General features: G+C 72.6%; 14 protein-coding genes and 1 pseudogene. 12 read left to right on the forward strand and 3 right to left on the reverse strand.

What is annotated here, in order from left to right:
* Window positions 1–37 precede the first annotated feature (37 nt).
* From ABZ193_RS35890 to ABZ193_RS35900, 3 genes are read right to left on the reverse strand one after another with little or no spacing between them, the layout of a single operon-like run.
* On the reverse strand, window positions 38–1,327 hold the full coding sequence (locus ABZ193_RS35890) for an MFS transporter (protein ID WP_354712995.1): 1,290 nt from the start codon (window positions 1,325–1,327) through the stop codon (window positions 38–40).
* 59 nt (window positions 1,328–1,386) lie between these two features.
* Complete coding sequence (locus tag ABZ193_RS35895; RefSeq protein WP_354712996.1) at window positions 1,387–2,502, reverse strand: NDMA-dependent alcohol dehydrogenase; 1,116 nt, start codon at window positions 2,500–2,502, stop codon at window positions 1,387–1,389.
* Window positions 2,503–2,533: 31 nt separating this feature from the next.
* Window positions 2,534–4,030 (reverse strand): aldehyde dehydrogenase family protein, encoded by a 1,497-nt coding sequence (locus ABZ193_RS35900; RefSeq protein ID WP_354712997.1) that lies wholly within the window; start codon window positions 4,028–4,030, stop codon window positions 2,534–2,536.
* Between the two features lie 197 nt (window positions 4,031–4,227).
* Here ABZ193_RS35900 and ABZ193_RS35905 point away from each other — a divergent pair, with 197 nt between their 5' ends.
* From ABZ193_RS35905 to ABZ193_RS35960, 12 genes and pseudogenes are all read left to right on the forward strand, one after another.
* On the forward strand, window positions 4,228–4,638 hold the full coding sequence (locus tag ABZ193_RS35905) for a Zn-ribbon domain-containing OB-fold protein (RefSeq protein ID WP_354712998.1): 411 nt from the start codon (window positions 4,228–4,230) through the stop codon (window positions 4,636–4,638).
* A complete protein-coding gene (locus ABZ193_RS35910; RefSeq protein ID WP_020415911.1) occupies window positions 4,635–5,789 on the forward strand; it encodes a thiolase family protein in 1,155 nt (384 codons plus the stop codon). Before ABZ193_RS35905 ends, ABZ193_RS35910 begins: the two co-directional genes overlap by 4 nt.
* Window positions 5,786–6,292, forward strand: coding sequence for an SDR family oxidoreductase (locus ABZ193_RS35915; RefSeq protein WP_354712999.1), 507 nt, complete (start codon window positions 5,786–5,788; stop codon window positions 6,290–6,292). Before ABZ193_RS35910 ends, ABZ193_RS35915 begins: the two co-directional genes overlap by 4 nt.
* The gene (locus tag ABZ193_RS35920) at window positions 6,289–7,014 is read left to right on the forward strand and encodes an SDR family NAD(P)-dependent oxidoreductase (protein ID WP_354713000.1); all 726 of its coding nucleotides are present in this window, start codon (window positions 6,289–6,291) and stop codon (window positions 7,012–7,014) included. The genes ABZ193_RS35915 and ABZ193_RS35920 overlap by 4 nt, the downstream gene beginning before the upstream one ends.
* 11 nt (window positions 7,015–7,025) lie before the next feature.
* The gene (locus tag ABZ193_RS35925) at window positions 7,026–8,039 is read left to right on the forward strand and encodes a CaiB/BaiF CoA-transferase family protein (RefSeq protein ID WP_354713001.1); all 1,014 of its coding nucleotides are present in this window, start codon (window positions 7,026–7,028) and stop codon (window positions 8,037–8,039) included.
* A 47-nt stretch (window positions 8,040–8,086) separates the two neighbouring features.
* The gene (locus ABZ193_RS35930; RefSeq protein WP_354713002.1) at window positions 8,087–8,758 is read left to right on the forward strand and encodes a GntR family transcriptional regulator; all 672 of its coding nucleotides are present in this window, start codon (window positions 8,087–8,089) and stop codon (window positions 8,756–8,758) included.
* Window positions 8,759–8,839: 81 nt separating this feature from the next.
* A complete protein-coding gene (locus ABZ193_RS35935; RefSeq protein WP_354713003.1) occupies window positions 8,840–9,988 on the forward strand; it encodes a thiolase family protein in 1,149 nt (382 codons plus the stop codon).
* Window positions 9,985–10,356: an OB-fold domain-containing protein gene (locus tag ABZ193_RS35940; protein ID WP_020415905.1), complete on the forward strand. Its 372-nt coding sequence runs from the start codon at window positions 9,985–9,987 to the stop codon at window positions 10,354–10,356. The genes ABZ193_RS35935 and ABZ193_RS35940 overlap by 4 nt, the downstream gene beginning before the upstream one ends.
* A gap of 11 nt (window positions 10,357–10,367) precedes the next feature.
* Window positions 10,368–11,936 (forward strand): class I adenylate-forming enzyme family protein, encoded by a 1,569-nt coding sequence (locus ABZ193_RS35945; protein WP_354713004.1) that lies wholly within the window; start codon window positions 10,368–10,370, stop codon window positions 11,934–11,936.
* Entirely contained in the window at window positions 11,929–12,792 is an 864-nt protein-coding gene (locus ABZ193_RS35950) for an SMP-30/gluconolactonase/LRE family protein (RefSeq protein WP_354713005.1), read from the forward strand. Before ABZ193_RS35945 ends, ABZ193_RS35950 begins: the two co-directional genes overlap by 8 nt.
* The gene (locus ABZ193_RS35955; RefSeq protein WP_354713006.1) at window positions 12,785–13,936 is read left to right on the forward strand and encodes an acyl-CoA dehydrogenase family protein; all 1,152 of its coding nucleotides are present in this window, start codon (window positions 12,785–12,787) and stop codon (window positions 13,934–13,936) included. Before ABZ193_RS35950 ends, ABZ193_RS35955 begins: the two co-directional genes overlap by 8 nt.
* 4 nt (window positions 13,937–13,940) lie before the next feature.
* Window positions 13,941–14,204, forward strand: a pseudogene (locus ABZ193_RS35960) (mesaconyl-C4 CoA hydratase); the annotation flags it as partial.

Raw genomic sequence — 14,204 nt, forward strand, 5'->3', positions numbered from 1 at the left:
AACGCCCGGACGGGCCGGGTCGCGTGGGGGAGTGGGATCAGGCGGTGTGCGCGGTGACGGCGGCCGGTTCGCCGAGCGGACGAGCCGAGGTTTCCGGCAGCTTGCGGGCCAGCACGAGGCCGACCGCGGCAGCGATGACGGCGAGGTAGAGGGCAGGCGCGAGCGGGCTGCCCGTGGCGGCCGCGAGCGCCGCGGCCACGAGCGGGGCGGTGCCGGCGATGGGGCCGACCCCGAGGCTGTAGGCCAGCGCCGAACCACTGGACCGGGTGCGGGCCGGGAACAGTTCGACGAGCACGATCGACGACATCACGTTGAGACACGCCTGGGGGACGGCGAACAGGCACATGCCCAGCAGCGCCAGGCCGGGCGAGCCCGATCCGACCAGCAGCAGCACCGGCACGGCCAGCACGGCGTGGGCCAGCGCGCCGCCGACGTAGACCGGACGCCGCCCGGCCCGGTCGGACACCCACCCGGCCACCGGGCAGATCGCGGCGTAGAACAGCAGCGCGATCGAACTCACCGCCAGGGACGCGGACCGGTCGCCGGTCGCCGACATGGCGTTGGTGAAGTACGTGGCCAGGTAGTAGAACCCGACGCCGGTCACCGACGCGCAGGCGAACGCGAGCGCCAGGGTGCGGCGTTCGGTCCGCAGGGCGGTGCGCACCGGCGTGGCGGCGACCTCGTCGCGCTCGCGCAGGCTCCGGTACACCGGCGTCTCGTCCAGGCGCAGCCGCAGGTACAGGCCGACCAGGCCGAGTGGCGCGGCGAGCAGGAACGGCAACCGCCAGCCCCACGACTGCATCTGCGCCGGGGTCAGCAGGTTTTCCAGCAGCAGCACCGATCCGGTGCCCGCCACGATCGCCAGGCCGCCGGAGGCGGAGATCAGGCTGGCGCGGAAACCGCGGCGGCCAGGCGGGGCGTACTCGGCGAGGAATGCCGACGCGCTCGTCCACTCGCCGCCCGCGGACAGGCCCTGGACGCAGCGCAGCAGCACCAGCAGCAGCGGCGCCCAGAACCCGATCGCGGTGTACGACGGGAGCAGGCCGATGAGGGTGGTGGCGCCGCTGATGCCGATGACGGCGGTGGACAGCGCCACCCGGCGGCCACGCCGGTCGCCGAGCGAGCCGAGCAGCGCGCCGCCCAGCGGGCGGAACACGAACGCGATGCCGAACACCGCCAGGGACGCCAGCAGCGAGGCGACGGAATCGCCGGTGGGGAAGAAGACGCGGCCGAGGGTGACGGCGACCGCGCCGTAGACGGCGAAGTCGAACCACTCGGTGAAGTTGCCGACCAGGGTGGCCGCGACGACCGCGGAGGGAGAGCGCATCGGTGAGCTCCTGGGGAGAAGCGGTGTGGCCGGCCCCCATCCGGCCACACCGGCCCGGGTTACTTGGTGTAGTCGATGATCCCGCGGATGATCTTGCCGTCGCGGAGGTCCTGGTACCCGTCGTTGATCTCGTCGAGGGTGTACCGGGCGGTGATCAGCTCGTCGAGCTTGAGCCTGCCCGCGTCGTACATCCGCAGCATCTTCACGATGTCGTACTGCGGGTTGGACGAGCCGAACAGCGTGCCCTTGATGGTCTTCTGGTTGAACACCAGGTCCGAACCGGACACGTGGACCGTCAGGTTCGCCGGGTTCGCCACACCGGTGACGACGACCGTGCTGCCCTTGCCGATCACCGCGAAGGCGTCCGCGATGACCTTCTCCGTCATCACGCCGACCACGCAGATCGCCTGGTCCGCGCCCTCGCCCCAGGTCAGTTCGCGCACCGCGTCGGCGGCCTCCTCGGCGGTGGCGAACACGTGGGTCGCGCCGAACTCCTTGGCGGTCTGCCGCTTGAACTCGACCGGGTCGACGCAGACGACGTTCTTCGCCCCGGCCTGCACCGCGCCCTGCACGGCGTTGATCCCGACGCCGCCGATCCCGTAGATCACCGTGGTATCGCCGGGTTTCACCTCGCCGGCGTTGACCGCGCTGCCGTACCCGGTCGGCACGCCGCAGCCGACCAGCACCGCCTTGTCCAGCGGCAGCCAGTCGTCGACCTTCACGCACGACAGCTCGGACACGGTCGTGTACTCGGAAAACGCGCCGAGCATGCAGAACGCGCCGATGTCGCCGAGCTCGGGGTCGTGCATGCGGAAGGTGCCGTCGGGCATGCTGCCCTCGAGGATGGTGGCGCCCATGTTGCACAGGTTCTGCTTGCCGGTGGAGCAGTAGCGGCACTTGCCGCAGCTGGGGATGAAGCTGCACACGACGTGGTCGCCCTCGGCGACCCGGGTGACGCCCGGGCCGACGCGCTCGACGATCCCGGCGGCTTCGTGGCCGCCCACGATCGGGAAGCGCACGACGTTGTCGCCGTCCATCATGTGCAGGTCGGAGTGGCACAGCCCGGCGGCGGAAACCTTGAGCAGGACCTCGTTGGGGCCGGGCTCGTCGAGTTCGACCTCCCGGACGTCGAAGGGCTGGTGATAGCCGGTCAGCACGGCGGCGCGGGTCTTCATGGTGTCTCTTCTTTCCGTTCGCGGGGGAGGGTCAGCCGTGGAAGGTCCACACGGACTTCGTTTCGAGGTAGCCGTCGAGGCTGTCCGGGCCGAGGTCGCGGCCGTAGCCGGACTGGGCGAAGCCGCCGAACGGCGCGGCCGGGTCGGTCAGGCCCCAGCCGTTGACGTAGACGGTCCCGGCGCGCAGGGCGCGGGTCATGGCGTGCTCGGTGGCGACGCTGCCCGTCCACAACCCGGCCGCGAGGCCGTAGTCGCTGGCGTTGGCGCGGCGGGCGGCCTCCTCGGCGTCGTCGAAGGGCAGCACGACCACGACCGGGCCGAAGATCTCCTCGCGCGCGCACTCCATGTCGTCGGTGGCACCGGCGATCACGGTCGGCGGGTAGAAGAAGCCGCCACCGGTCGGCAGTTCCCCGGCCTGGTGCACCTTCGCGCCTTCCGCCGCGGCCCGGTCGACGTAGCCGCGGACCCGCTCCACCTGGCGCTCGTTGACCAGCGGCCCGAAGTCGACGCCCGCGTCCAGGCCGTGGCCGATCGACAACTTGGTGGCCTCGGCGAGCAGCTTGTCCACCACCTCGTCGTGGATGTCGCGCTGCACGAACAGCCGGGACGGGGCGCTGCACGTCTGGCCGGAGTGCCAGAAGATGCCGCCCGCGGACCCGGCCACGGCGGCGTCGAGGTCGGCGTCGCCGAAGATGATGTTCGCGCTCTTGCCGCCCAGTTCGAGGGTGACCCGCTTGAGCAGGTCCGAGGCGTCCCGGGCGATCCGGCGGCCGACCGCGGTCGAGCCGGTGAACGACAGCTTGCGCACGCCCGCGTGCGCGACCAGCGCCTGGCCGGCCTCGTCGCCGTAGCCGGGCACCACGTTGAGCACGCCGGGCGGCAGGCCGGCTTCGACGGCGAGTTCGGCCAGCCACAGCGCGGACAGCGGGGTCTCCTCCGAGGGCTTGAACACCACCGGGCACCCAGCGGCCAGCGCGGGCGCCATCTTCCAGGCGCACAGCAGCAGCGGGAAGTTCCACGCCGTGATCGCCCCGGCGACCCCGACGGGTTCCCGCTCGGTGCGGACGTGGATGCCCGGGTGCGAGACGGGCACGGTGGTGCCCTGGATCTTGCTCGGCCAGCCCCCGTAGTAGAGGAAGGTCCGCGCGGCGAACTCGACGTCGATGGCGCGGGCCGCGCCGCGCACCTTGCCGGCGTCGAGCACCTCCAGCTCCGCGAACTCGTCGGCGCGGGCGTAGATCGCCTCGCCGATGCGGGTCAGGACGCGGCCGCGCTCCAGCGGGGTCATCCGCCGCCACTCGGAGGCGGGGTCGAAGGCGCGCGCGGCTGCGGCGACCGCGTCGTCGACGTCGGCCGCGCCGGCGCACGCCGTGGTCGCGATCGGCTCGCCGGTGCCCGGGTCCAGCACCGGGCGGGTCCGGCCGCTGCGGGCCTCGCGGCGCTCGCCGTCGATGAACAGGTGGGGTTCCGCGGCGAGGCGGGAGGCCACGACGGGAGCCAGGTCGCGGGCGGGTGTCGTCGTTGACATCAGCGTCTCATCCTCTTCGATATTTGATACAAACTGCTTGTGACGGAGGCTACGTCAGGGCGGCCACGGTGTCCAGACTGCGGTGCAAAAACGTCGAAGTAGCTGTTCACCGCATTGTTTCGCGCATGAGGCTTGTCTGATCATGTATCAAACTTGTACCGTCGGACGTGTTCCATCGAAGACTGCTGGAGGTTCCGATGCCCGCCGTCGCCGCGGCCCGCCCCTTCCGGGACGGACTGCTGAAGCTGACCCCGCCACGCCTGCTCGGGTCCCGGTGTGACCGGTGCGCCACGGTCTCGTTCCCGGCGCGGGAGTTCTGTCCTGGGTGCCGGGCGGTCGAGGGGATCCGCGAGACCGAGCTCTCGCCCGCGGGCACGGTGTACAGCTTCACCGTCGTCCGGCAGGCGCCACCCGGCGTCGAGGTGCCCTACGTGCTGGCCTACGTCGACCTGCCGGAGGGAGTCCGCGTGCTCGCCCAGATCAGCGGGACCGCCCCCGAGGACGTCGCGATCGGCCTGCCCGTGCACCTGGAACTGACGACCACCGGTCAGGACGCCGACGGCGCCGACCTGGTCGGCTACCGGTTCCGCGCGGGGGTGGCGGCATGACGCTCGCACCCGCCCACGTCGCCGGCGCCGGCATGATCCGGTTCGGCAAGTACCCCGCCGACGTCACCCTGGAGCGCATGGCCGTCGGCGCCGCCCGCGCCGCGCTCACCGACGCAGGCGCGGAACTGTCCCAAGTGGACGCCCTCTACGTCGGGCACGTCTTCGGCGGCCCGGTCGCCGGGCAGCGCGTCGCGGCGCAGCTCGGCCTCGACGGACGCCCGGTGTCCAACCACGAGAACTACTGCGCCAGCGGGGCCACCGCGCTGCGCGAGGCGTGGGTGGCCCTCGCCGCGGGCCTGCACGACGTCGTGCTCGTGATCGGCGTGGAGAAGATGACCGACCGGGTGTCCGGGGGCGTGCGGCCCGACCCGGGCGACCTGGACGCGGCGGTCGGGTACGTGATGGCCGCCGGCCACGGGCTCAGCGCCCGCCGCTACATGGCCGACCACGGCGCGACCCGCGAGCAGATCGCCGCGGTCGCGGTGAAGAACCACGCCCACTCGGTGCACAACCCGTTCGCCCAGTACCAGCGGCCGGTCAGCCTGCAGGAGGTGCTGTCCGCGCGACCGATCGCCGAACCACTCGGGCTGCTCGACTGCAGCCCGATCTCCGACGGCGCCGCGGCGATGGTGCTGTGCAGCCCGGCCGGGCTGCGCCGCCTCGGCGTGACCGGCTCCGTGCCGCGCATGCTGGGCTGCGCGCTCGTCAGCGGCAGCGTGCGGCCCGGCACCGGCGACGTCAACGAGGAGGACGTCTCGCGCCGGGCGGCCGAGGAGGCCTGGAAGCTCACCGGCACCGGTCCGGAGGACATCGACCTGGTGGAAATGCACGACTGCTTCACGATCGCCGAGATCGTCCGGATGGAAGGACTCGGCCTGATCCCGCGCGGCGAAGGCGCGGCGTGGACCGAGGCCGGGCACACCGCGCTCGGCGGGCGGCTGCCCGTCAACCCCAGCGGCGGGCTGCTCTCGCGCGGGCACCCGGTCGGCGCCACCGGCGTCGCCCAGGCCTGCGAGCTGACCTGGCAGCTGCGCGGCACCGCCGGGGCCCGCCAAGTCGAGGGCGCGCGCGTCGGGCTGAGCTACTGCAAGGGCGGCACGGTCAACGGAACGGACGGAGGATCGGTGACGACGCTGGTGATGTCCCGATGACGCAGGTGACCACGACCGTGCACGTGTGGGGCGGCTCCGCCGCGCTCACCGCGGCACTGTCCACACTGGAATCCCCGGTGCCCGCCGCGTGCCTGGCCCCGGACCTGCCCGGCGACCGGGACCTGGAAGCGCTGTCCGACGAGCTGCTCGACGCCGAGATCGGCGACGTGCTCGCCGGTGTGCTGGCCGAACTGCAGCGGCAGCTGCCCGCGCTGTCCGGAACGGGACGGCTGGTGTTCCTGCTCCCGGCCGAAGCCGCGCTGGGCCGGCCGCACGCCACCGCGGCCGGGGCCGTCGCGGGCGGGGTGCTGTCGATGGCGCGGACGCTGGCGATCGAGCTCGCCCGGGACGGCATCACGGTCAACACCGTGCTCTACGCCGAGGGCGCCGAAACCGCGGTCGCCCACCAGGTGTCCGCGCTGCTCGCCGCCGACGGCGGGGACATCACCGGACAGGAGATCTACGTGACCGCCGGCAGCGGTCTGGGGAGGTTGCGGCCATGAAGACCGCGCTCGTGACCGGCGGCGCCGGTGGCATCGGCCGGGGCATCTGCGAACGGCTGGCCCGCGAGGCCGACGTCGTGGTCGTCGCCGACCTCGACCCGGCGGAGGCTGCGGCGAGCATCGGGCCGAAGGCGCGGCCGATGGTCCTGGACGTCACCTCGCCCGAGTCCCGGGAGAAGGTCGCCACCGCGTGCGTGGCGGAGTTCGGCGGGATCGACGTCCTGGTCAACTGCGCCGGCGTGCTCGAGGACGCGCGGGTCGGCCGCCTCGACCCTGCGCTGTTCCGCCGCCTGCTCGCGATCAACCTGCTCGGCCCGCTGGCCCTCACGCGGCTGCTGCTCGGCCCGATGGCGCGGCGCGGCGGGGGAGCGGTGGTCAACATCGCCTCCCGCGCCTGGCTGGGCACTTTCGGCTCCACCGCCTACTCCACGGCCAAGGGCGGGCTCGTCGGCGCCACCCGGTCCCTGGCGCTGGAGGTCGCGCGCCAGGGCATCACCGTCAACTGCGTCGCGCCCGGGTTCGTCGCCACCCGGATGACCGAGGGGCTGCCCGACCGCATCCGGGAACGCACCCTGGAGGCGATCCCGGTCGGCCGCGCCGGGCACCCCGGCGACGTCGCCGACGCGGTGGCCTACCTGGCCGGCGCCTCCTACGTCACCGGCCAGGTGCTCGTCGTGTGCGGCGGGCGCAGCATCGGCGATCCGTACCGGCAGCCGGCGTGAAGGGAACACTGATGGGACCGCTGAACGGACTGCGCGTGGTGGAGTTCGCCGGGCTCGGCCCGGCGCCGTTCGCCGCGATGATGCTCGCCGACGCCGGCGCCGAGGTCGTCCGGATCGACCGCCCGGGCGGCGACCGGGACGGCGGCATCCTCGACCGCGGCCGCCGCACTGTGCACCTCGACCTCAAATCCGACGACGGCCTGGGGCAGGCCCGCGAGCTGATCACCTCCGCCGACGTGCTCGTCGAAGGCTTCCGGCCGGGCGTCATGGAACGGCTGGGCCTGGGGCCGCGAGCGTGCGCGGAGCTCAACCCGCGCCTGGTCTACGGCCGCATGACCGGCTGGGGGCAGGACGGCCCGCTGGCCGCCAAGGCCGGGCACGACATCAACTACCTCGCCGTCACCGGCGCCCTGCGCTCGATCGCGCGGCGGGGACAGGCGCCGGTGCCGCCGCTCAACCTCGTCGGGGACTACGGCGGCGGCGGGATGCTGCTCGCCTTCGGGCTGCTGGCCGCGCTGCGGGAGCGCGACGCGACCGGCCGCGGCCAGGTCGTCGACGCGGCGATGGTCGACGGGGCCAGCCTGCTGATGTCCGGCATCTGGCAGCGCGTCGCCGACGGCCGGTGGCAGCCCGAGCCCGGCACGAACGACATCGACACCGGCGCGCCGTTCTACGACGTCTACGAGACCGCCGACGGCGAGTACCTGGCGGTGGGCAGCATGGAGCCGCAGTTCTACGAGCGGCTGGTGCGCGCGCTCGGCCTGGACCCCGCCCAGCTGCCGGACCAGTGGGACCGGGAGTCCTGGCCGGCCACGAAGAAGCTGTTCGCGGAGATCTTCGCCGGCCGCACCCGCGCGGAGTGGGCGGCGGTGTTCGAGCCACTCGACGCCTGCGTCACGCCGGTGCTGAGCATGGCCGAGGCAGCCGCCGACGAGCACCTGGCGGCGCGGTCGACGCTGCGGGTGTGCGGCAACCGGGTGGAGCCCGCGCCCGCCCCGCGTATTTCCCCCATCGGCGAGGAGTAACGTTGATAAAGTATCCCGCAGCAGCGACACGGGGACGGGGTGGCGGCATGGCCAGGGCGGCGCAGCCGAAGCGGCGGAGCATGAGCGACGAGGTCGCCGCCCACATCCGCGAGCGCATCTTCGACGGCACCCTGGAACGCGGGCAGCGCGTGCCGCAGGACGCGATCGCCGCCGAGCTCGGCGTGAGCCGGCTCCCGGTCCGGGAAGCCCTCATCACCCTGGAGACCGAGGGGCTGGTCGACACCGAGCCGCACCGCGGCACGTTCATCGTGCCGATCCGCCAGGAGGACATCGAGGACCACTACCGGATCTACGGGATGGTCCAGGGCCTGGCGACCGCGCGGGCGGCCACCTGGATCACCGAGCCGGTCCTGCGCAAGCTGGAGGAGCTGCACGAGCAGATGCAGCGCAGCACCGACGGCGACGAGCTGCACGACCTCAACTGGGAGTTCCACTCCCTGATCAACAAGACCGGGGGCAGCCGCCGTCTGCTGTCGGTGCTGCGCCAGCTGTCCCGCAACCTGCCGCGCTCGGTGTACGAGGTGCCCTCCGGCGGCGGTCCCGAGGCGAACAAGGGGCACGCCCGCATCCTGCGCGCGCTGCGGGACGGCGACGCCGCGGCCGCCGACGCCGCCAGCCGGGAGCACGTCCGGCTGGAGGGCGACCACGTGGTGCGCACGCTGCGGGACCAGGGCGTCCTGGCCGACGACGCCTTCTGAGCAGGCCCTTTTTTCGTCCGGGGTCTTGCTTTCTGGATTGACTTTATACATTATCAAGTATCAGACGACGAGGGAGTCGTGATGAACAGGCCACTCGCGGCCGTCGCCGGGGTGGGCACCACCCGCTTCGGCAAGCTGCCCGGCCACTCCGCCGACGACCTGGCCGGCTGGGCGCTGCGCGAGGCGCTGGCCGACGCCGGGATGGACGTCCGGGACGTCGACGGGCTGGTCGCCTGCCGCGTCACCGGCTACGAATCCTTCGCCTCGGCCCACGGTCTGCAGCCGCGGTGGTGCGTGCCGCTCCCGGCCGAGGGCCGGATGTGCGGGGCGGCGATCGAACTGGCGACCGCCGCGCTGCGCACCGGGCAGTGCCGGACCGTGGCGCTGGTCTACGGCAACGACGGCCGCTCCGCGGGCGCCACCTACGGCGCAGGCGGCACCGGCTACACCGCGGCCGGGGAGGGCTACGGCACCGCGCCGGAACTGACCCGGCCCTACGGCATGACCTCCCCGGGCGCGTTCTCGGCGCTGATGTTCCAGCGGCACCGCCACCAGTACGGCACCACCGAGGAGCAACTGGCCGAGGTGGCGCTGACCTTCCGCCGCCACGCCGCCCTCAACCCGGCGGCGGTGATGCGCGACCCGCTCGACCTGGAGACCTACCTGGCCTCGCGCCACATCGTCGAACCGCTGCACCTGTTCGACTACTGCCTGATCAACGACGGAGGCGTGGCGATGATCCTCACCACCGCCGAGCGCGCCCCGGACCTGCCGCGGCCGCCGGTCTACGTGCTCGGCACCGCCCAGCGGGCCCAGTTCCTCGGCTCCGACGTCCCGCCCGAGGACTTCTGGGCCGGGGCGATCGGCGAGGCCGGCGCGGAGTCGCTGCGCCAGGCCGGCATCGACCGGGCCGACGTGGACGGCCTGATGCTCTACGACAACTTCAGCCCCAACGTGCTGTTCACCCTGGAAGGCCTGGGCTACTGTCCTCGCGGGGAATCCGGGCGCTGGATCCAGGACGGCCGGATCGGGCTGGGGGGTGAGCTCCCGGTGAACACCTCCGGCGGGCACCTGTCCGAAAGCTACCTGCAGGGCTGGGGTCTCAACGTGGAGGCCGTGCGCCAGCTGCGCGGCGAATGCGGCGCACGGCAGATCCCCGGCGCGACCCACATCCAGTACGCCTGCGCCGCGCCGCTGGTGTCCTCCGTCGTGTACGGGAGCCGGCCGTGAGCACCATCGACCTCACCCCGCACCTCGCCGGGCTCGAAGCCGGGCAGCTGCGCGTGGCGCGGTGCCGGGCCTGCGGGGAGTCCCGCTTCCCGCCCAAACCGGTCTGCCCGCACTGCCGCGTCCACGGCGACATCGAGTGGTTCACCGCGGCCGGCACCGGCACGGTGTGGTCCTACGCCGTGTTCCGCAAGGCCTATTTCCCGCCACCGGGGCCGCAGCCGCCGTACGTCGTCGCGGTCGTGCTGCTCACCGAGGGCGTGCAGATCATCAGCAACGTCACCGGCGGCGACGTCCGCGTCGGCCTGCCCGTGACGGCCACGTTCGAGCGCGTGAACGGCACCCCGCTGGTGCGGTTCCGGCCCGCCTGAAGGAGTCCACTGTGGATCACTACCGGCTTCTCGACCAGGACACCCTGCCCGGGGTGCTGCGTACCCTCGGCGAGCACTTCGGCGACCACGAGGCCGTGGTCGCCGCCGACGGCCGCACCACCTTCGCCGGCCTGCTCGGCGCGTGTGAACGCATGGCCGCGGGCTACGCGGCCGCGGGACTGCGGCCGGGTGACCGGGTGGGAGTGCTGCTGCCCAACGGGCTGCGCTGGCTCACCGCGACTCTCGGCGCGCACCTCGCCGGTCTCGTCGCGGTCCCGGTCAACACCTGGTACCGCTCCTCCGAATACGCCTACGTGATCGAGCGGACCGGGCTGCGCGCCGTCGTCACCGACGACAAGCTGTTCGGCCGCGACGTCCTCGCCGACCTGGCCCAGGCCGGGTACGGCGAGCTCTACGGCGAATCCCGCCGCGACTACCTCGGCGCGCTCACCTGGCCCACCGGCGCCGAGCTGCCCCCGGCGCTGCCCGCCGGCCCGCCCGTCGACGTCCCGGTCGGCCCCGGCGACCTGGCGGCGATCCTGTTCACCAGCGGCAGCACCGCGAAACCCAAACCGGTCCCGCTGCGCCACGGCCCGCTGGTCGCCAACCCCCGCGAGATCGGCCGCCGCCAGCACCTGCGCCCCGGCGACCGGCTGTGGATCTCGGCGCCGTTCTTCTTCGGCTACGGCACGGCCAACGCCCTGCCCGTCGCCCTCACCCACGCCACCACGCTCTGCCTGCAGGAACGCCTCGACGGCGAGGAGGCGCTGGCCTTCATCGAGCGCGAGCGCTGCACCGTCTACTACGGACTCGCGCCCACCACGCGGGCGCTGCTGTCGGCGCCGTCGTTCGGCAAGCGCGACATCTCGTCGCTGCGCACCGGCACGTGCGGGTTCACCGCCGAGGACAAGCGCCTGGTGATCGAGGAACTCGGCGTCACGCAGGTGTGCAGCATGTACGGGCTCACCGAAGGCTACGGGCACTCCACGGTCAGCGACGCGCTCGATCCGGTCGAGGTCAAGCTGAGCACCTGCGGCACCGCGCTGCCCACGCAGCAGGTCCGGATCGTCGACGACGCCGGCGTGCCGTGCCCGGCCGGGGTGACCGGGGAGATCGAGCTGTCCGGCGCGGTGATCGACGGCTACCTCGACGCGCCCGAACTCGACGCCGACGCCATCCGCCCCGGCGGCTGGTTCCGCACCGGCGACCTGGGGTGGCTCGACGAGCACGGCCGGCTGCACTTCGCCGGGCGGCGCAAGGAGATGATGAAGATCAAGGGCATCAACATCGCCCCCGCCGAGGTCGAGGACATCCTCATCGCGCACGAGGCCGTCGACCAGGCCTTCGTCATGGGCGTGCCCGGCGAGAACGGAGACGAGGTGATGGCCTGCGTGCTGGTGCCCCGCGACCCGGGAACCGAGCAGGACGGGCTCGTCGCCGACCTGACCGCCCACATCCGGGGCCAGGCGGCCGGGTACAAGGTGCCGTCGCGGTTCGTCCTGATGACCGCCGCCGACCTGCCGCTCACCGACACCGGCAAGGTCAGCAAGCTCAAGCTCCGCGAGGTGTTCGATGCCTGACATCCGGTTGCTCACCAGCGGCGCCGGCTTCACCGAAGGCCCGTTGTGGACCAGCGACGGCCGCCTGCTCGTGACCAGCGTGTCCCGCGGCCAGGTCCTCGAACTCGACCACCGCACCGGCGCCGTCGTGCGACGTGTCGAGACCGGCGGCGGCCCCAACGGGCTGGCTGAGGACGAGCACGGCCGGGTGTGGGTCGCCCAGAACGGGGGATCGGTGCGGCGGAGCAGCTCGCACCGCCCGGCCGCGGCGGGACTGCAGACCCTGCTCGGCGGCACGGTCCTGGACGCCCTCACCACCGGCGTGCGTGCGCCCAACGACCTGGTCCGCGGCCCGGACGGGCGTATCTGGTTCACCGACCCCGGCAGCCCCCACGAGGAGGGGCCCGGCCAGGTGTTCGCCTACGACCCGCGGGACGGCCGGCTCGAAGTGGTGGCCGAGGGGATCGACTTCCCCAATGGGCTGGCCTTCGACGGCGACCGGCTGGTCGTCGCCGCTACCCGCGAACGCCGTCTGCTCGGCTACAGCTGGGACGGGGCGTCCCTGCGTTTCATCGGTGTCCTCGCCGCGCTTCCCGGCGGGCCGGACGGCCTGGCGTTCGACGCCGACGGGCGGCTCTACGCGGCCCTGCCCGACGCCGACCGGATCGCCGTGCTCGGCACCGACGGCACCCCGGTGGCGCCGATCCGCTTCCCGGACGGCACCTTTCCGACCAACCTGTGCTTCGCGGGCCCGGCCCGCGACACACTCGTCGTCACGGCGGCCAAGGGCGGCCGGGTGCTCGCCCTCGACGGCGTCGCCACCGGACCCCGGCACCTCGTGCCGCCACCCACCACTGCGGGGACACACCATGCCTGAGCTGAGCACCGAAGAGCAGTTCATCGTCGACACCGTCCGGGACTTCGTGGACCGCGAGGTCCGGCCGGTGGCGCGGGAGCTGGAGCACGACAACACCTATCCGGAGAAGCTCATCGACGCGATGAAGGAGATGGGCATCTTCGGGCTGGCGATCCCGGAACCGTGGGGCGAGGTCGCGGTGTCGATGCCGTGCTACGTCCAGGTCACCGAGGAGCTGGCGCGCGGCTGGATGAGCCTCGCCGGAGCGATGGGCGGGCACACGGTGGTGTCGAAGCTGATCGCCACGTTCGGCACGCCGGAGCAGCGGGACCGGTACCTGCCGCGGATGGCCACCGGGGAGATCCGGGCGACCATGGCGCTCACCGAGCCGGGCGGCGGATCCGATCTGCAGGCGATGACCACCACGGCCCGGCGCGACGGCTCGGAATACGTTGTCAACGGCGCGAAGACGTGGATCACCAACTCCCGCCGCTCCCAGCTGATCGCGTTGCTGTGCAAGACCGATCCGGCCGCGACGCCCCGGCACGCGGGGATGAGCATCCTGCTGGTGGAACACGGCGACGGGCTCACCGTGTCCCGTGACCTGCCGAAGCTGGGCTACAAGGGGGTGGAGAGCTGCGAGCTGTCCTTCGACGGGTACCGCGCACCGGTGGACGCGCTGCTGGGTGGTGCCGAGGGTGAGGGGTTCGCGCAGATGATGAAGGGCCTGGAAGTGGGCCGGATCCAGGTGGCGTCCCGGGCCCTGGGCGTGGGGCGGGCGGCGCTGGAGGACTCGCTGCGGTACGCCCAGCAGCGGCAGTCGTTCGGTAAGCCGATCTGGCAGCATCAGTCGATCGGGAACTATCTGGCGGACATGGCGACGAAGCTGGAGGCGGCGCGGCAGCTGGTGTTGATGGCTGCTCGTAGGTATGACTCGGGGCAGCGGTGTGACATGGAGGCGGGGATGGCGAAGTTGTTCGCGTCGGAGACGGCGATGGAGGTGGCGTTGAACGCGGTGCGGATCCACGGCGGGTATGGGTATTCGACGGAGTTCGATGTGGAGCGGTATTTCCGGGATGCGCCGTTGATGATCGTGGGTGAGGGCACCAACGAGATCCAGCGCGGGGTGATCGCCCGCCAGCTGATCAACCGGAACCGGATCTGACGCCGTGCCGGAGATCGTGGAGCGTAGTGAAGTGTTGTCGCCGGAGCCCGCGTGGGCGCTGGGGGCGTTGCTGGACGTGCCGGTGCCCGATTTGGAGCGCGGCGAGGGGTTGCCGTTGTTGTGGCACTGGTTCTACCTGCTGGAACGCCCGGCGCAGGCGGATCTGGGGCCGGACGGGCATCCGGTGCGTAACTGTGTGCCGGCGCCGCCGGGGCCGGGGCGGCGGCGGATGTGGGCCGGCGGCCGGGTCCGCACCCATGGGGTGTTG

The organism is Amycolatopsis sp. NPDC006125, assembly GCF_040614195.1.
GTDB classification, from domain to species: Bacteria; Actinomycetota; Actinomycetes; order Mycobacteriales; family Pseudonocardiaceae; genus Amycolatopsis_E; species Amycolatopsis_E tucumanensis.